The 17,144-nt window shown below is 48.3% G+C and carries 16 protein-coding genes; 10 read left to right on the forward strand and 6 right to left on the reverse strand.

Features of this window, described 5'->3' with window-relative positions; all coding sequences use genetic code 11:
• The first annotated feature begins 108 nt into the window (after window positions 1-108).
• Window positions 109-2,853, forward strand: coding sequence for a preprotein translocase subunit SecA (gene secA, locus XMG59_RS06600; protein ID WP_173498410.1), 2,745 nt, complete (start codon window positions 109-111; stop codon window positions 2,851-2,853).
• Between the two features lie 91 nt (window positions 2,854-2,944).
• On the opposite strand, the gene XMG59_RS06605 is transcribed toward secA, so the two are convergent.
• Genes XMG59_RS06605 through XMG59_RS06615 form a run of 3 tightly spaced genes read right to left on the reverse strand, consistent with a single transcriptional unit; the run spans window position 2,945 to window position 5,188 of the window.
• Window positions 2,945-4,036 (reverse strand): hypothetical protein, encoded by a 1,092-nt coding sequence (locus XMG59_RS06605; protein ID WP_173481269.1) that lies wholly within the window; start codon window positions 4,034-4,036, stop codon window positions 2,945-2,947.
• Window positions 4,037-4,038: 2 nt separating this feature from the next.
• A complete protein-coding gene (gene glpE / locus XMG59_RS06610) occupies window positions 4,039-4,359 on the reverse strand; it encodes a thiosulfate sulfurtransferase GlpE (RefSeq protein WP_173481268.1) in 321 nt (106 codons plus the stop codon).
• A 19-nt stretch (window positions 4,360-4,378) separates the two neighbouring features.
• Window positions 4,379-5,188 carry a symmetrical bis(5'-nucleosyl)-tetraphosphatase gene (locus XMG59_RS06615; protein ID WP_173481267.1) on the reverse strand — a complete coding sequence of 270 codons (810 nt, stop codon included), beginning with the start codon at window positions 5,186-5,188 and terminating at the stop codon, window positions 4,379-4,381.
• A gap of 71 nt (window positions 5,189-5,259) precedes the next feature.
• Between XMG59_RS06615 and XMG59_RS06620 the strand changes: the two genes are divergently transcribed.
• From XMG59_RS06620 to XMG59_RS06660, 9 genes are read left to right on the forward strand one after another with little or no spacing between them, the layout of a single operon-like run.
• Window positions 5,260-5,772 (forward strand): DNA-deoxyinosine glycosylase, encoded by a 513-nt coding sequence (locus tag XMG59_RS06620; protein WP_173483060.1) that lies wholly within the window; start codon window positions 5,260-5,262, stop codon window positions 5,770-5,772.
• A gap of 34 nt (window positions 5,773-5,806) precedes the next feature.
• On the forward strand, window positions 5,807-6,277 hold the full coding sequence (msrA, locus tag XMG59_RS06625; protein ID WP_173481265.1) for a peptide-methionine (S)-S-oxide reductase MsrA: 471 nt from the start codon (window positions 5,807-5,809) through the stop codon (window positions 6,275-6,277).
• Entirely contained in the window at window positions 6,265-6,942 is a 678-nt protein-coding gene (locus tag XMG59_RS06630) for a glutathione S-transferase (RefSeq protein ID WP_173481264.1), read from the forward strand. Before msrA ends, XMG59_RS06630 begins: the two co-directional genes overlap by 13 nt.
• Window positions 6,943-6,976: 34 nt before the next feature.
• Window positions 6,977-8,194 (forward strand): multidrug effflux MFS transporter, encoded by a 1,218-nt coding sequence (locus XMG59_RS06635; RefSeq protein ID WP_173483059.1) that lies wholly within the window; start codon window positions 6,977-6,979, stop codon window positions 8,192-8,194.
• A gap of 2 nt (window positions 8,195-8,196) precedes the next feature.
• Window positions 8,197-9,564, forward strand: a complete 1,368-nt coding sequence (locus XMG59_RS06640) for a ribonuclease J (protein ID WP_173481262.1) — start codon at window positions 8,197-8,199, stop codon at window positions 9,562-9,564.
• 16 nt (window positions 9,565-9,580) lie between these two features.
• On the forward strand, window positions 9,581-10,354 hold the full coding sequence (locus XMG59_RS06645; RefSeq protein ID WP_173481261.1) for an NRDE family protein: 774 nt from the start codon (window positions 9,581-9,583) through the stop codon (window positions 10,352-10,354).
• Between the two features lie 3 nt (window positions 10,355-10,357).
• Window positions 10,358-10,993: a leucine efflux protein LeuE gene (gene leuE, locus XMG59_RS06650; protein WP_173481260.1), complete on the forward strand. Its 636-nt coding sequence runs from the start codon at window positions 10,358-10,360 to the stop codon at window positions 10,991-10,993.
• 42 nt (window positions 10,994-11,035) lie between these two features.
• The gene (locus XMG59_RS06655; protein ID WP_173483058.1) at window positions 11,036-14,353 is read left to right on the forward strand and encodes a response regulator; all 3,318 of its coding nucleotides are present in this window, start codon (window positions 11,036-11,038) and stop codon (window positions 14,351-14,353) included.
• A 7-nt stretch (window positions 14,354-14,360) separates the two neighbouring features.
• Window positions 14,361-15,053, forward strand: coding sequence for a tRNA (guanosine(46)-N(7))-methyltransferase TrmB (locus XMG59_RS06660; protein ID WP_173483057.1), 693 nt, complete (start codon window positions 14,361-14,363; stop codon window positions 15,051-15,053).
• On the opposite strand, the gene XMG59_RS06665 is transcribed toward XMG59_RS06660, so the two are convergent.
• Genes XMG59_RS06665 through XMG59_RS12190 form a run of 3 tightly spaced genes read right to left on the reverse strand, consistent with a single transcriptional unit; the run spans window position 15,048 to window position 17,141 of the window.
• Window positions 15,048-16,028, reverse strand: coding sequence for an LPP20 family lipoprotein (locus XMG59_RS06665; protein ID WP_173483056.1), 981 nt, complete (start codon window positions 16,026-16,028; stop codon window positions 15,048-15,050). The two genes, XMG59_RS06660 and XMG59_RS06665, sit on opposite strands and share 6 nt — an antisense overlap.
• Window positions 16,025-17,032, reverse strand: coding sequence for a CsgG/HfaB family protein (locus XMG59_RS06670; RefSeq protein ID WP_173481256.1), 1,008 nt, complete (start codon window positions 17,030-17,032; stop codon window positions 16,025-16,027). Before XMG59_RS06670 ends, XMG59_RS06665 begins: the two co-directional genes overlap by 4 nt.
• Complete coding sequence (locus tag XMG59_RS12190) at window positions 17,013-17,141, reverse strand: hypothetical protein (protein WP_256368157.1); 129 nt, start codon at window positions 17,139-17,141, stop codon at window positions 17,013-17,015. The genes XMG59_RS06670 and XMG59_RS12190 overlap by 20 nt, the downstream gene beginning before the upstream one ends.
• Window positions 17,142-17,144 lie beyond the last annotated feature (3 nt).

Consider the following 17,144-nt stretch of genomic DNA (forward strand, 5'->3'; position numbering starts at 1 on the left):
CCTATTTTTTTGCAAAATAGCTAAGGGTTTACTCAGTAAAAGGTTGTTTTTAGGCTGAGTGCCCCCATAAAAAACTTAATTAATAATGACTCACTAGTTGACCCAATCATGCTTACCTCTTTCCTCTCTAAAATTTTCGGCAGTAAAAACGATCGTGAACTTAAACGTATGGGCCGCATCGTTAAACAAATTAACGAACTAGAACCCGAGTTTGAATCACTCAGTGACGAGGGGATCAAAGAGAAAACGGCTCAATTTAGAGAGCGACTCGAACAGGGAGAGTCTCTAGATAAGCTCCTACCTGAAGCCTTTGCCAACTGTCGAGAAGCGTCAAAACGCGTGATGGGTATGCGCCACTTCGACGTTCAGTTGATCGGTGGTATGACACTGCATGATGGCAAAGTGGCTGAGATGCGCACCGGTGAAGGTAAAACTCTGGTCGCTACGCTTGCGGTCTATCTAAACGCAATCTCTGCCAAAGGTGTTCACGTCGTAACCGTCAACGACTATCTTGCAAGTCGTGATGCAGAGTGGATGCGTCCACTCTACGAAGCACTGGGTCTATCAGTGGGTGTCGTTGTGTCAAGTCAGGATGGTGAGACCAAACGCGCTGCCTATGCCTGTGATATCACCTACGGTACCAATAACGAATTTGGTTTTGACTACCTGCGCGACAACATGGCGTTCAATCTGACCGATAAGGTTCAGCGTGATTTCAACTTTGCCGTGGTCGATGAGGTGGACTCGATTCTGATCGATGAAGCACGTACCCCGTTGATCATCTCAGGTCCTGCTGAAGACAGTTCAGAAACCTACAAAGCGATCAACACACTGATTCCACATCTGACTCAATTTGAAGGTGAGATTGATGTCAAAGATGAGACGCAGGTGATCAATGAAGATTTCCACGTCGATGAGAAGAACCGTACCGTTGAGTTGACCGAAGCGGGTCATGAAAAAGTTGAAGGCATGTTGATCGAAGCGGGTCTTCTTGCGGAAGGCGATAGTCTCTATGCTCCGCAGAACCTAACCCTGCTGCACCATGTCCTAGCGGCACTTCGCGCACACCACCTGTTTGTTAAAGATCGTGACTACATCGTTCAGGGTGGTCAGGTTGTCATCGTCGATGAGCATACCGGTCGTATCATGGCGGGCCGTCGTTGGTCAGAAGGTCTTCACCAAGCTGTTGAAGCGAAAGAGGGTGTTGAGATCCAGATGGAGAGCCAAACCCTAGCGTCGACCACCTTCCAGAACTACTTCCGTCTCTACAACAAGCTATCGGGTATGACCGGTACAGCGGATACGGAAGCGTTCGAGCTACGTCAAATTTATGGTCTGGACGTAGTGGTCATTCCGACTAACCGTCCGATTCAACGTATCGATTACAACGATCTGGTCTACTTGTCGATCGAGGATAAGTTCGAAGCGATCGTTAAAGAGGTTAAGCACTGCCAAGAGCAGCAACGCCCAATTCTAGTGGGTACTGCGTCAGTCAGCTCTTCTGAACTTCTTTCGCAGATGCTTGATAAAGCAGGCATCAAACATAACGTACTGAACGCCAAGCAACACGACCGAGAAGCGGGTGTCATCGCTGAAGCGGGTCGTCCAGGTGCAGTCACCATTGCAACCAATATGGCCGGTCGTGGTACCGATATCATGCTTGGCGGTAAGCTTGAAGTTGAACTTGAAGCACTAGGTGAAAATGCTACAGAAGAGCAGATCGAAGCCGCTAAAGCGGATTGGTCTAAGCGTCATGAAGCGGTGCTTGAGGCGGGTGGTCTACACATCATCGGTACTGAGCGTCACGAGTCTCGTCGTATCGATAATCAGTTGCGTGGTCGTGCTGGCCGCCAAGGTGACCCAGGTTCGTCACGTTTCTTCCTGTCACTTGAAGATGACTTGATGCGTATCTTCGCTTCCGATCGTGTTCGTAACATGATGAAAGCGCTAGGTATGGAGAAAGGTGAAGCGATTGAGCATAAGATGGTCTCCAATGCCATTGAGAAAGCTCAGCGCAAAGTGGAAGGCCGAAACTTCGATATTCGTAAGCAGCTTCTTGAGTATGATGATGTTGCTAACGACCAGCGTACCGTCATCTACGATCAGCGCAATGAGTTGATGTCGAGCGATGATATTTCTGAAACCATCGATGCGATCCGTGAAGAGGTGGTTAACGACACCATCAGCACCTTTATTCCACCTGAGTCACTCTCTGAACAGTGGGATATCCCGGGTCTGGAAGAGGAGATCAAAACACGCTTTGCCGTTGAGATGCCGATTCAGCAGTGGCTAGATGAGGACGATAACCTCTACGAAGAGACACTGCGCACACGCATTCTTGATCAGATCGTTGAAGTGTATCGCCAGAAAGAGGCGTTGGTCGGAACCGAATCCTTCCGTAATTTCGAGAAGCAAGTGATGCTTCAAGTGCTGGACCAGCTTTGGAAAGAGCACCTGCAGACGATGGATCTACTTCGTCGTGGCATTCACTTACGTGGTTATGCTCAGAAAAACCCGAAACAGGAGTACAAACGTGAGTCGTTTGAACTGTTCCAGGGGCTTCTAGAGAACATCAAAGCCGACGTTGTTCGTATCATCAGCCACGTTCAAGTGCGTGCTCCTGAAGATGTTGAAGAGATGGAGCGTCAGCGTCGTGAAGCGGCTGAGAAACAGGCCATGGACTTCAAACACGATGCTGCGACGGGAATGCAGGGTGAAGAGACTGATAGCGGTATTGAAGGCGAAGAACAACCAGCAACCTTCAAACGTGATGATCGTAAAGTAGGGCGTAACGAACCTTGTCCTTGTGGATCAGGCAAGAAATACAAAGCCTGTCACGGTAAGATCTCTTAAGCAAAATCGATCATTAAAGGCTGCTCATTGAGCGGCCTTTTTTGTGCGCGTTACTTTCGATCGGTTATTTTCTAGCCGTTATTTTGAAGGGTTAAGCAGAGAGAGTCGACAATCTCTCAATCTGTCTGCGACGCAACTCAGATCCTAGCTCGGCACCCGAGAATCCATCAGCCATCACCTGTTTTGGCTGAACAGCTGCGACTGACTCAACGGCTGTCGCTAAGTCAGCAGAGTTGAATCGGTTATCCTGCTGCAGTGCGTCGTGAATATGGATCAGAGGCTCAGCGGCGGTGGGTTGCTTGATCAATTTAAGATCGTTGATTAACTGAAGTTTTTGTTCGGCATCAGCTGTTGGGAAATTCGACAGAGTCGCTGAGTGTCTAGAGAAGGCAATAGCTAGCGATTTGAAACGGTTGGGGACTTTGAGTTTGAGCGCTAAGGCGTCAACCTCCTCGGTGCTCAGATTCGCAAGGTGGCACAACAGAGCAAATCGCTCCTCAGCCGCTTCAAGTAGTGGACTATCGACGCTATGCAAATCCTGCAACGCAATCCTGTCCAGTGGTGCCAGCAGGTAGTTGGCATGACTCTTTGCTAAGGTAGTTAAGAACTGACTGGGTGTCTTAGTATTTAGCGCTCGCTCAAACTCCTGCCAAACCCGCTCTGTGGTCAGATGGTCCAGCTCACCCGAGGCGCTCATACCCTGCATTAATGCTAGGGTCTCAGGTGCGACTTTGAAACCAAGGTGGGCAAAACGCGCATGGAAACGGGCCACACGAAGTACGCGGAGGGGATCCTCTAAAAAGGCGTCAGAGACGTGCCTGAGTAGGCGAGCATTTAGATCTTTTTGGCCGTTGAATGGGTCGGTAATGACGCCAGTATCACTCTTGGCCATCGCATTAATCGTCAGGTCTCTCCTGAGTAGATCCTCATCCAGGGTGACGCTTGGATCAGTATGGAAGGTGAACCCTTTGTAGCCGCGGCCACTTTTGCGTTCGGTTCTGGCTAAGGCATACTCTTCGTGCGTTTCAGGATGGAGGAAGACGGGAAAGTCACTGCCAACCGGCCTATAACCCGCTTCAAGCATCGCTTCTGGTGTGGCACCGACGACGACCCAATCTCGGTCTTTAACCTCAAGACCGAGTAGTTCGTCACGCACAGCACCACCCACCAGATAGATCTGCATGGTTAACCTTTTTCGCAGTGCTCAGGGAAGGCCAATACCCAGCGTTCAAAACCGCCATCAATGCTGTAGACCTCTTCAAAGCCACGCTCACAAAGGAAAGCGGCTGCAGATTGGCTGCTCATACCGTGGTAACAGCAGACAAGAATGGGCGAATCGAATTCGTGGCTATCGATGAACTCTTGTAGGTTGTCATTGGTTAGATTAACAGCGCCTTTGATGTGATTGTTGGCAAAGCTCTGTCCATCACGAATGTCGGCTACAACGGCGCCTTTCTCAATGAGCTCTAGGGCATCTTTTGCAACGACGTGTTTAAATTGATTCATTTAGTATCCTTAGTCATTCTTAACGATTTAACTCTTGGCTTGAGATCGAGAAGATCGATCCATCCTCTAGTCTCAAAGCCGTTAACTCTCCGCCCCAAACACATCCGGTGTCGAGAGCGTAATGATTGGGTGCCACTCGCAGCCCTAATGCCGCCCAGTGACCGGTAATCTGTTTGTGAGAACTGACCTGTGTCGGTAGTTCAAACCAGGGGAGGAAACCCTCAGGCTGTTCGTCTAATCCACCGTTTGCGTCAAAGTCCAATTTACCAGAGGGTTTAATATAGCGCATGCGGGTGAAGTAGTTAGTGATCGTTCGCAATCGATCGAAGCCAATGATCTCATCTTTCCATTTGGCGGGTTTATTGCCATACATCTGTTCGAAATAGTGGACGGACAGGGTGCTGTTTAAGCAATCAGTCACCTCTTTCGCCAGTTGCTCAGCTTGTTCTAAGGACCAGATGTGGGGAATGCCTGCATGGGTCATCACATAGCCTAAGGCGTCACAGCGTTGAATCAGTGGTTGTTGTATAAGCCAACTCAGTAACTCATTGCGATCTTGCGCCTGCATGATCGGTTTTAATGTTTTTCCTACCTTTCGATCGACACCTGAGGCAAGTGCTAACAGGTGCAGGTCATGATTGCCAAGAACAATGCGCGCGCGAGGTCCAAGTGATTTTATAAATCGCAAAACCTCTAAGGAGTCAGGACCTCGATTAACCAGATCGCCAGCAATCCATAGCTGGTCATCTTCACTGAATTGGAGTGAATCAAGTAGGGCGATCAGTGTTCGATAGCACCCTTGAATATCTCCGATGGCATAGGTCGACATTGCGTTGTTAAAACCGCTTAGTTAGGCTGAAAGGCCATAGCATATAGGAATTCTTCAGTGGACCCAAAAGGATGATTGATCACTCGTTTAGCGCAGTCTGCAATACGAGCACTAAACTGCTAATCCTAGGCTCACTGCCTGGTAAAAAATCGATCGCTGAGCAGCAGTACTATGCCCACCCTAGAAATGCGCTTTGGCCTATTCTGTGTGACTGGCTGCAGATGCCAAATTCAATGAGTTACGAACAGAAGTTGGCCGCAGCCTTGGAAGGTGGGATTGGGTTTTGGGACGTCGTTGCTGAAGCCGAACGGCCGGGATCACTGGATTCAGATATCAAGTCATCGACTGTTCACTACAATCCAATTGATCAACTCATCGAGAGCTTGCCCAAGTTGAAGTGCATTGTTTTAAATGGCGGGGCAGCGATGAGGCTATTCAAACGAGCTGGGTTTGATCAGTTTGCTAAAGCAAAGGGGATAGACTTTTTTCAGCTGCCGTCGACCAGTCCGGCGCATGCATCGATGACCTTAGATGAAAAAAGAGTTGCGTGGCACTCTGTGCTGATCGACACTCTGAAAGAGTAACGTACATCCATTCGATATTATTGGAGGTGTTTGTATGGCATTAGCTACATTTGCTGCAGGTTGTTTTTGGGGTGTTGAACTGCGATTTTCCGATTTGACGGGTGTGACCGGCACTCAAGTGGGTTACATGGGCGGTGCTCTCGATCAGCCGAGCTACCAGGATGTCTGTACTGGCCAGACGGGTCATGCCGAGGTGGTGCAGATCGAATTTGATGAACACCTTATCGCGTATGAAGCCCTTTTAGACTCTTTTTGGCAATGGCATGATCCCACCACGCTGAATCGACAGGGACCTGATGTTGGCACGCAATATCGTTCAGCGATCTTTTATCAAGATGATACGCAACGCATCTTAGCGGAGCAGTCAAAAGCGGTTCTTGGAACCAGTGGCGTGTTTGCGAACCCTATCGTGACTGAGATTGTGCCGGCTCAAACCTTCTGGCCTGCAGAAGAGTACCATCAACAATATCTTAAAAAACGAGGCGCCTCTGCATGTGGAATTTAGCCACATCCAACCAATCCGCTCTTAAGTTGATTATTGGTAACCACAACTACTCAAGCTGGTCACTGCGTGCTTGGTTTTTTATGAAGCGATCAGGCCTCTATTTTGATCTGGAACGTTTAGCCCTGTTTGAGTCGGACTTCCATGAAAAACTCTCCCAATACAGTGATGCAGGGCGTGTGCCGGTGCTGATCGATTCTGAGCTTCAGGTTTGGGATTCCCTAGCAATCTGTGAATACCTCAGTGAAGCGCATCTAGCAGGATTAGGTTGGCCAGAATCCCTGCAAGATCGTGCTAAAACGAGATCCATAGTCTCTGAGGTCCACTCTGGTTTTGCCAATCTAAGGCATGCGCTACCGATGAACTGCCGTGCACAGCGATCGATCAGTGTGTCTGAGACGGTGCGATCAGAGATTGAGCGTATTGATCAGATCTGGAGTGATCCTTGGTTCATTAATGCTCGCGAGAAGGGAGTCGACTTAGGTATACTAGATGCATTCTTTGCACCGATTGCTTCTCGTTTTCATACCTATCAGATCGAACTGACAGAGCCTGCCTCACAATACCGAGATTGGCTGCTGCAGACCCCAGAGTTGATGGAGTGGTATCAACTAGCCTCAGAAGAGACTGAGGTGATTGAAGACGAAGAGGTAGGTACACCTCTTTAACTCGATTGATGCCACGCGCGTCATTTGGAATGGTATGAACACCAAATCTCCCATTAAGCCAGAGTTTTTGCTCTTGATGGCCGCTTTGCAATGTCTAATGGCGCTCTATGTCGATGCGATGTTGCCTGCCCTGCATGAAATTGGATCTGATCTTAACGCCCTCGACAACAACCGTTATCAGTTTGTTATTACTAGCGTTATGTTGGGTCTGGCTGTAGGGCAGTTTTTCTATGGCCCCCTTGCCGATGCCTGGGGTCGAAAGCCTGCGGTCTATCTTGGCTTTACACTGATGCTGATCGGCACCCTGATCTCTCTGTTTGCAGAGACCTTTGAGGTCATGTTGGTGGGACGAGTGTTACAGGGGTTAGGTGCAGCGGGTCCGCGTGTTGTTACCATGGCGATTGTGCGTGATAAATACGTTGGGCGCGACATGGCGCGTGTGATGTCACTGATCATGACCATCTTTATATTCAGTCCCGTTGTGGTCCCTATGCTGGGCCAACTGGTATTGCTTGTCGCCGATTGGCGAGCAGTGTTTGGCATGCTGTTGGTGCTGACAACGGCGGCCTGGATCTGGTTTTCTCTACGCCAAGAGGAGACGCTTAATCCAGAGCATCAATCGACTCTCTCCTTTAAACCAGTGATGAAGGCGATGCGTCAGGTTGTGACGACCCGCGAAGGGTTTATCTACACCTTTGCCGGCGGCTTGGTACATGGATCATTGATTGGCTTTTTGGTCTCCGTACAGGGGATACTTCAAGGCATCTACGATACTGGCGCACTCTTTCCGGTCTACTTTGCAATGATGGCGCTTGGGGTTGGGATATCCTCTTTCATGAACTCAAAGCTGGTCTACCGCTTTGAGCTCAGAAAGTTGGTCATCTTTGTCATGGCGTTATCGGGTCTAATTTCATTGCTAGAGGCGATCGTCATTGGTGCTTGGCAGCTGACGGTTCCTCTACAGGTGTTTATCCTGATGATGATTGTTACGACCTTCTTTTTTGGCTTGTTGTTCGGCAACCTCAACGCGTTGGCAATGGCGCCCTTCGGTAAAATCGCAGGTGTCGCTTCAGGCACTATTGGGGCCTTTACCATGTTGCTGGGTGTCTTGGTTGGCTCGCTGATCGGCATGCAGTTTGATGGCACTGTTCTGCCTCTACTGATCGGATTCGCGGTTACAACCCTATCAGGCTTAATGTTAGTGATTCTCTTTTCAAAACCCAGAGTGCAACGTGTTGAGGTGCCACACTGATCATGAGTGATCAAACATCAGCTCTGCTCTCACCCGGCCAGGAAGATCTCTGGTTTTTGCCCTTAGGGGGTTCAGGCGAGATCGGTATGAACATGAATCTTCTCGGTCACGCCGGTGACTGGATCATGATCGACTGTGGTGTCACCTTTGACGAGGTGGTTGATCCTGAATCGCACCGCACTGCAGCTGTAGTGTCAGCCGACCCCAAGTTCATCTCGCGTCAAAAAGAGAACCTTAAGGGAATTGTCATAACCCATGCCCATGAGGATCACTTGGGAGCTCTGCCGTTCCTCTGGCCACGCTTGAAAGCACCCGTATACGCTTCGCCTTTCGCGGCAGAGGTGCTAAGAAGAAAACTGGCACAGCATGGCTTAGATGGCCGAGTACCTATTCATGTGATCAACCAACGGGAGCGATTTACTCTCGGTAACTTCACCCTTGAATTTCTACCTATTACGCACTCGATTCCAGAAGCACAGTCTCTGCTTATTGAAACGGCTGTTGGTACGGTACTGCACACCGCCGACTGGAAAATCGATTATGACCCAGTCATTGGTGAGCCGTTCGATGAGTCACTCTATAAAGGGCTCTCTAAACTGAATATTCGTGCACTGCTTTGTGATTCGACCAATGCGCTGAAACCGGGAATGTCGAAATCAGAGTCGATCTGTTATCGCGGCATTTTGAAACAGCTGGAGTCGGTTCAAGGTCGAATTGTGGTCAGTTGCTTTAGCTCCAATTTGGCCCGCCTTGTCACAGTTGCCCGTGTAGCAGATGCTTTAGGTCGACGCTTTGCTCTGATTGGTCGTTCTCTAAAAAACATCTACTCCATCGCCAAAATGACCGGTTACTGGCCTGATGAGCTAGAACCCATTGATGAGTCTCATTTGGGTTATCTTCCAGCCGAAGAAGTGTTCGCGATTGCGACCGGTAGCCAGGGAGAAGAGCGTGCAGCACTGAATCGCTTAGCGCTAGACTCCTATCCTCATTTTTCAATGGAGGAGGGCGATCTGGTGTTGATGAGTTCGTTCCTTATTCCCGGAAATGAGCGGTTGGTAGAGCGGATGTTGGATCGTTTTAAAGCGCGCAAAGTTAAAGTGGTTGAATCGGCCACCAGCTCGACGCCGATTCATGCATCTGGCCACCCTTGTCAGGCTGAATTAGCCGATATGTACTCTTGGGTACAACCGATTATTGCGGTGCCATTGCATGGTGAGCCTGAGCACATCAAAGCGAATGCCGAGATTGCTCGTAAGTACTCCGTACCGGTTCAACTGATCGGTGAGAATGGCGATCTCTACGAGTTGGCGCCAGGTCATCGTATTCACTATGCCAAGGTGCCCGCCGGCCGTCTTGCTCTCGTTCAATAGCGGTCTGATTTTTGCAATGTGTCTGTTAGCTTTCAACTGGCGTCCTAACCACACTACCCCGTTACTCTTGGTAGCCAATCGAGATGAGTTCCATGACAGGCCAGCTCTGCCTATGCACTGGTGGCCTGTTCATCGAAGTGACTCTTCAGAGGTGTTGGCCGGCCAAGATTTAAAAGCCAAAGGAACTTGGTTGGGGTTCAATCGCTCTGGTCGATTCGCATTTTTGACGAACATTCGCCCTGGTTATATTGGCGTAGAGGGCGCTCGCAGTCGGGGTGAGATTCCACTGCTGTTCTTAAACTCAAACGAATCAATCCAGAAGATTGCTCAAGCGTTAAAAGAGAATAGAGATCAATATGCCGGCTTTAATTTGATTGTTGGTGAGCCTGGGGCGTTGTTTTGGATGAGTTCAAACAGTCCTGACCTTCAGCCAATAGAACCCGGAGTACATGCTCTGAGTAATGATGCACTTGATACTCCATGGCCTAAAGTGACACTGGCACGCCAACAGATCTCCGAACAGGGTGTGTTGCTAGAGACTCAACTGAACGGATCTGGTCTATTAATGGACCCTAACCTAGCGAATGACGCTGAACTTCCAGATACCGGTATCCCTGCCGATTGGGAGCGCTTACTCTCTTCTCAGTTGATTATCAGTGAAACCTACGGCACTCGATCTCGCTGCTTGTTCCGACTATCTGGTGGTCAGTATGATGTTGTTGATCAGCAGTTAGATAAAACCGGTGCTGTCGTGTCAGAACAGCCGTTTAGTTGGTTTGTCGGGGAGTAACAGATGTTTGGAATAGTGGATTTCTACACCTATCTTATTGGGACAATCATTATTATTTTGCTGCCCGGTCCCAACTCTATGTACGTCGCTACGGTAGCAGGGCGCCGTGGCGCTCTCGCAGGGTTTCAAGGCGCGGCGGGTATTTTTGTAGGGGATCTGACGTTGATGACACTGTCAGTCGCCGGTGTGGCGAGCCTGATTCAAACCACCCCAATTCTCTTTACGCTGCTTAAATATGCCGGTGGACTCTATCTGATGTGGCTCGGTTTTGGTCTGCTAAGATCGCTTTTCACTAAACCTCAAAACAGTGATTCGGACATCGATTTGCCCAAGGACTCTAAACACCCGTTTAGAGTAGCGCTGACGATCAGCCTTCTTAACCCCAAGGCAATACTCTTTTTTGTCTCGTTCTTCATTCAATTTGTCGATCCAAGCTACGACAACCCCTGGCTCTCTTTCGCCATTTTGGGTCTGGTTGTTCAACTCTGTTCACAGATCTATCTTGCGGTGTTGATTCTTATGACGATCTATTTCAAGTCTCTTCTAGCAGAGGGGGGGAAACTTTCAGGCTTTGCGAAAGGGTTAGCGGGATCACTGTTTATGGGGTATGGTCTTAAACTAGCACTATCAACTAACTAGTGTTCAGTTTTTGTATTAATAACCCGATCCTTTGGTCCAGGTATGAAGCTTATATTGAAAATAGCTCTATTGTTAGCGTTAACACTACAGGCTCCCCGGATCGCTGCTTCTGATGCCGAATTACTCTCTCAACTGAGTCAACAAGAGCGTGACTATCTCGAGAATAAACAGACCATAAGAATGCCCACCTATAGCAATTGGCGCCCCTTTAACTATGTTGATGCGGGTCAGCCGAAAGGCTATCTAATTGACTTAACTCGACAAATTAGCCAAAAGCTAGGTCTTGAACTGCGCTTTGTTAATGGGTTTGAGTGGTCGCAGCATATGGAAAAATTGGCCGATGGCCAGTTAGATGTTGTCGGTAATATGGTGCTGACTGAAGAGCGCCAACAGCGCTATCTTTTCAGTGAAAAGCAGACACTAGAACTGTTGACTGGGCTAGTCAGTTTAAAAGGGTACACGCGCTTTTCCGATCTGGATGGTCAGATTGTTGGTATTCAGAAAGACTCAATTTTTGAGAGCTATTTTAAGAAGCATTATCCTCAGGTTCGCTATAAAGAGTACTTATCATTTGATGAGATGATGGCCGCTCTGTTGAACGGTAAGGTTGATCTCTTTGTAGAGAACTATTCGATTGCCAACTATCTGATCAACCATACCCACCTCTTTAATGAGGATCTGCAAGTTAGACTGCTAGAGTCTGAATCGGGACTGCAGTTAAATATGCATTTTGCGTTTAACCCGCAAGATAGAATGCTGAAAACCCTTTTTGATAAAGCCTACGATAGCTTCAGCCCTGATGAAATCAGGGCGCTACAAGAGCTGTGGGGCATGGTGCCAAACAGTGAATTGAGCCCTTTCACTAAAGAGAGCTTACAAAAGCTGCTCTATCTCTTTTTCGCCACACTGGGCGTCATATTTCTGCTGCTTTACCGCTATCTACTTCTATCGAAACAGAGCTCAAAAATAGCGCAGATTAACAAACAGTTAGAGCAAGAGCGTTCTGAACTAGAGCGTTTGAATCAAGCTTACGCGGAACAGGCGGCAAAAGTTCAAACCTCTGAAAAACTCTCAAAAGATTATCTCAATGCCTTAACTAAGATGGGTAATATGTTTGCCGTCATAGGTGTTGAGAGCCTGAAGGTGATCGATGCTGACGATAAGACCGCTCAGTGGTGGGGATATCATTCTGCTAAAGAGGTTATCGGTAAAACGATACCTGATTTGATGGATATCACTCCAGAGTTTGCCCGCCAATTTCACCTTGAAGCTAAACGCCAAGGTGCCGTAATCCGATTTCAAAAACAGCTGCGCCCAGCACCAGGTTCTGAGGCTAAAATGGGTGAAATCTGCTTGATCTATCAGCCGGCTAAAGATGGAGTCGAGGCTCATACCATCCGTTTAATGCGCGATGTTTCGGAAGAGCAGGCACTCCGTCAAGCATTAACTGATAAGGCAGAAGAGGCTGAAAGACTCTCGCGGGTTAAAAGCGAGTTTTTGGCCAATATGAGTCATGAGATTAGGACACCCATGAATGCGGTACTGACCTTGGCTCAAACCTTAGCGCGTGCTGAAAACGCCAATAAACCCGTGCTCGAACAAGCGAAAAAAATCCTAAGAGCGGGGCAGTCATTACAAAAGCTGATCGACGATATTCTGGATTTTTCTAAGATAGAGAGCGGTAAGCTGAAACTGGTAACGACCGAATTCTATCTGGCTGAACTGCTTGAAACCCTTGCTCTACTCATGTCCAGCTCAGTTAAAAGTAAGAACGTTCACCTGGCGATTACACCGAGCTATCAGGGTAACATCAAAATATCAGGCGACCAGCAACGCCTGGAACAGATTTTGATCAATCTGATCAGTAACGCGATCAAGTTCACTTCGAGGGGCTATGTTGAGTTGACGGTTGATGTGATCAATGCAGACTCTGTACCCCGTCTTCGCTTTGCGATTCGTGATACTGGCATCGGCATGAGTGATGAGGTTTTAGCTAAAATTCTAAGGCCTTTTGAGCAGGGCGATGGTTCGATAACGCGTAAATTTGGGGGGACTGGTCTAGGGCTTAGCATTACCCAGCAACTTCTCTCATTAATGGGAAGTGAGTTAAGTTTTGAGTCCCAGCAGTTCCGAGGCACTACCGTCTCCTTCGAATTGACTCTGCCTGTGAAGGTTATTGAACCTGATCCTATAACAGAGGCTAGAGTTCTTATTGCCTGTAAAAACCCCTTTACACGTAACTCTCTTGTGGCCGTTGCCAAAGCCATGGGTCTAGATCATGAAGTTGGACAGACGCAGAGTTATCTGATCTATCAACTCGTTTCAGCCATAAAGGCGGATCGCTCCTTTGACTCTGTCATTGTCGATGAAGAGATGTCCGGTAAAAACTTGCAGCGTCTAGAAGCAGAGATCCAGAGTGAGTTACAGAGCAAGGGCGTTGATTGGTCTGGAAAACTGGCCACTGTAACCAGTCCTGTCAGTCATATTGAAGAGTTTGAGAACAGCCCCTATGACTGTTTAATGGAGCCTGTTACCAGTTCTACATTAAAACGCATCATCAATTCTGATACCCAGCCTGAGACAGAACAGATTCCCAGTCAGCGGCTTTTGAACCGAACACTGTTAGTGGTCGATGATAATCTTTTCAACCGTGATTCTGCTCGCGAATTTCTTGAAGCTGAAGGGGCCTCAGTGCTTCTTGCCAATGATGGTAGTGAGGCGATCAAACTCTTAAGAGAGGCAGAGTCATCGATAGATTTGGTATTGATGGATGTGCAAATGCCAGTCATGGACGGTCTTGAGGCGACTCAAAGGATTCGTGCCCTGCGGCGGTTTGAAAACTTACCCATAATCGGTTTGTCGGCAGGCGCCTATGCTGAGGATATTGAAAAGGCTTTAGAGTCCGGCATGAATAACTACATCACTAAACCGGTCGATATTGATAAAGCCGTTGTCGCTATTGCAGAACTGATTGCTCCTGAAGCACTGACGGAAAATGCGATCTCAACAAACACCAATCATTGCGATATAGATAGGCCTCGAAGCTACTTTGATATAGCACTGGCTAGAGATTATTGGAGCAGTGATAAAACGGCTAAAAAGTATGTTGCACAATTCATTGATAAATATGCCCAAACTCTTGAGTCGTTGCAGCAAGAGTCCGAAGAGCTAAATGTTGAGTTTATCCATAAAATTACGGGCGCTAGCAGTATTTTAGGAATGCCACAGCTCACCGAAAATCTACTGCTTCTTGAAGCCCATCTTCGCAATGGAAAGAATTTATCGGCTGAACAGCTCGCCACATTGGTGGCTGTTTGGGCAGAGACAAAGCGCGAAGCTTTGACAAGTTTGGAATCATAAATAACCGATGAGTAAGCAAGAACAGGGTATCTCTAAGGTCGTGACAACCAATCAGGCCGGTTTGCATGAGCGTCTCGATGAAATTGTATTGCGTAACTTAAATAACCCATTTCGCAAACCCATTGCCGACCATACTCAGGTCGCCTTTGATCAGGTGACCGATTGGCTCAAAGGTCGTTCCGGAGAGCTTATCTTGGACTCTTGCTGTGGTATCGGTGAAAGTTCACGTCATCTTGCCAATCGATACCCAGACGCCAATGTCATAGCGGTTGATCGTTCTGCTCATCGTCTTAGTAAGCACGAAAACTGCTTCACGGGTGAGCTTGATAACCTACTCTTTGTGCGAGCGGATCTAATCGACTTTTGGCGCCTTGCTACCGCTTCAGAGTGGCGCCTAGCCAAGCATTTTATTCTCTACCCCAATCCTTATCCTAAATCAGCTCAGGTTCAGAGGCGTTGGCATGCCAGTCCTGTATTCAGTGATCTATTGACCTTGGGTGGGGAGTTAACCGTTAGAAGCAACTGGAGACTCTACATCGAGGAGTTCGTCAGGGCACTGGCGTTGGCGGGTCATGAAACTAGCGTACAGTTATACAGCGCTGACCAACCGATGAGTGCATTTGAACGGAAATATTGGGAGAGCGGTCAGCAGAGCTGGCAGTGCCTAGCGCAGCTTTCAGAGTCTGGTGCAGCTTTATAACCCTAAGATCCTAAGAGCCTCTTCATCCTGTATGCGTCTGTTGAACGCTTGAACCAGCCCCGCCTTGGCCGTCGACTCAGAGGCTGATGAAGCCGATTTAATCGACAGAGTTGTGGCTTGCTCAACGTTAGATTGATCACCCAAAAAGCGGAGTGATAAATTGGCCTTGGCAATGTGAATGCCATAGGCGCTACTGATATCTTCATTGACCTGGCACTCGACGGTTATAACACCAGATGAGGGATTGATCTCAAAACCGGCCTCTAGGATTAGACGCTCCAGTGAGTCTTCAAAACTCATGCAGCTTTGATCGGTTTTTAGCATTACAGGGTGGTTGGTTTGGTAATCTTTAATGGCAGATTCAGTGTCTGCAACCTGGTTGCTGTACTTTTCCGCAATCCCCGATTCACCCAGCTGTTTCAGAAGAGATATTAATGGCTGTTGAGTCTTTAGATCGGTTAGCTGTTGTCGAGCACTTGCCCAGTCAGAGAGAGTCTTGATTGGCAGTGCAGAGGAGGTGGTTAATCTGGGGCCTATTTCGTTAATGAGGTTATTAATTAAGGCCGTTTTTTTCAACGCTAGCAGGGTCGCCGTTCGTTGCGGTGCAATCACATCCTGTTTAAGGATCTCATATCCACCCAAAGGCAAACGCTCGGTTCTGCTTTTAATTAATGACTCCACCTCTCGCTCAGTGTATTCACGACTATCGCTAACCGACGAAAGGCGCTGCTCTTGTGTGCTGGATAGTTGAACCAGCAGTCTCTCGGCAAGATGTGCTAATGCAGCCTGCTCAGAGGCTTGTGCGCTGCCTCCTTCACCGACACCGTAAAATTGATCACCACTGTTGACGGGCGGGCTCATCAACCAATCAGGGGTCTTAAGTTCAGCGACAAGGATGACGGGTTCTCTGCTTGCACACCCAGTCGTTACAAAACTGGTCAACACCAGAATAGCGAGGATGAATCTGCGGGTCATAGCTGGTTCTCTAAACGCGCCTGTTCACTCTTCTGACGTTCAACACGCAAAATGGCTTGGTTAATGATCTTGTTGGGCTCTTTTACCAACTGATCGGCTAACCGGTAGAGCTGCTCAGCTTGGCTAGTTTTACCGAGCTGCTCTTTAACAACGGCTAAATTGTAAGCCGCCACATAGCATTGGTCACCTGTACTGGTTAGAAGCTCGGAGAAGAGCACTTCAGCTTTGTCGATGCGGTGATCCTCAACGTACTCGATACCATACTCCAAAAGGTCCTCTTGCTCGCTGCTGTAGTCGATCTCTGGATCATCGAGCAGTTGCACTATGACAGTTGCCTCATAGGGAGCTATGTAAGTCATGAACTGATCGGTGATCTCATCAGCTAGGTTGCTTAGGACACTCTCGGGTGTTGGAAGAGAGTAGGCGCTGTCACGACAAGCATCGTGACTCTCTTTTGCCGTGAAGCGTTCAGAGAGAATCAGGTCCCCGCGTTCAGTATCAACGAGTCGGATGGTAGCGTGCAGGTTGGAGTGCATCTCATCACAAGGGATGTAGCGCTCACGAGTTTTTTTGCACTTCTGATCGGCACACTCAACACGAGTAACGTAGTAGAGCGAGTAGTCGGTGGTCTGAATCTCCACCTCACCAGTAATCAGTCCTTTCGCACCGATCAGCTGACCGATCTCAACAGACGTCTGTTCATCGACTAGCCCAGAGTGTTGAAGTTTTTGCTCGTCTAAAATTGATTCAAGATCCTTACGGTTGACCACGGTAAAAAAGGTCTCACCTGCCACCCTATGGTTGGTGACTCGAGATTCAATGCTGTTCGCCACACCGGAGTAGTCATTCTCAAATGGAAGCACCGCAACGACTTTGGTGGCGGCAGCCCGATCACTGATGGCTGGATTGATCAGGGTAATCTTAGCGGTCGATGAGCAGGCCGTAAGAAATAAAGCGGTGACCGCTAGGCCAAGGCTTTTTAATTTACAGTTTGTTAAGTTCACGCTCGGCACTCTGTTGTTGCGCTTGAGGAGAGGGGTCTTGCATCACCTCGTTAGAGGAGCAAGCCGAAAGTGATAAAGCTATCAGTAGTAGAGTAAATAGAGGTTTCATCAA

The sequence above is a fragment of the Marinobacterium sp. xm-g-59 genome, from assembly GCF_013283315.1.
Lineage (GTDB): Bacteria > Pseudomonadota > Gammaproteobacteria > Pseudomonadales > Balneatricaceae > Marinobacterium_E.

What these genes read in the sequence shown, in the direction of transcription:
- XMG59_RS06635 (WP_173483059.1), top strand. Translation starts at nt 6,977, where the DNA reads ATGAACACCAAATCTCCCATTAAGCCAGAGTTTTTGCTCTTGATGGCC.
- msrA (WP_173481265.1), top strand. Translation starts at nt 5,807, where the DNA reads ATGGCATTAGCTACATTTGCTGCAGGTTGTTTTTGGGGTGTTGAACTG.
- XMG59_RS06645 (WP_173481261.1), top strand. Translation starts at nt 9,581, where the DNA reads ATGTGTCTGTTAGCTTTCAACTGGCGTCCTAACCACACTACCCCGTTA.
- secA (WP_173498410.1), top strand. Translation starts at nt 109, where the DNA reads ATGCTTACCTCTTTCCTCTCTAAAATTTTCGGCAGTAAAAACGATCGT.
- leuE (WP_173481260.1), top strand. Translation starts at nt 10,358, where the DNA reads ATGTTTGGAATAGTGGATTTCTACACCTATCTTATTGGGACAATCATT.
- XMG59_RS06630 (WP_173481264.1), top strand. Translation starts at nt 6,265, where the DNA reads ATGTGGAATTTAGCCACATCCAACCAATCCGCTCTTAAGTTGATTATT.
- XMG59_RS06615 (WP_173481267.1), bottom strand. Translation starts at nt 5,188, where the DNA reads ATGTCGACCTATGCCATCGGAGATATTCAAGGGTGCTATCGAACACTG.
- XMG59_RS06620 (WP_173483060.1), top strand. Translation starts at nt 5,260, where the DNA reads ATGATTGATCACTCGTTTAGCGCAGTCTGCAATACGAGCACTAAACTG.
- XMG59_RS06665 (WP_173483056.1), bottom strand. Translation starts at nt 16,028, where the DNA reads ATGACCCGCAGATTCATCCTCGCTATTCTGGTGTTGACCAGTTTTGTA.
- glpE (WP_173481268.1), bottom strand. Translation starts at nt 4,359, where the DNA reads ATGAATCAATTTAAACACGTCGTTGCAAAAGATGCCCTAGAGCTCATT.
- XMG59_RS06660 (WP_173483057.1), top strand. Translation starts at nt 14,361, where the DNA reads ATGAGTAAGCAAGAACAGGGTATCTCTAAGGTCGTGACAACCAATCAG.
- XMG59_RS06655 (WP_173483058.1), top strand. Translation starts at nt 11,036, where the DNA reads ATGAAGCTTATATTGAAAATAGCTCTATTGTTAGCGTTAACACTACAG.
- XMG59_RS06640 (WP_173481262.1), top strand. Translation starts at nt 8,197, where the DNA reads ATGAGTGATCAAACATCAGCTCTGCTCTCACCCGGCCAGGAAGATCTC.
- XMG59_RS12190 (WP_256368157.1), bottom strand. Translation starts at nt 17,141, where the DNA reads ATGAAACCTCTATTTACTCTACTACTGATAGCTTTATCACTTTCGGCT.
- XMG59_RS06605 (WP_173481269.1), bottom strand. Translation starts at nt 4,036, where the DNA reads ATGCAGATCTATCTGGTGGGTGGTGCTGTGCGTGACGAACTACTCGGT.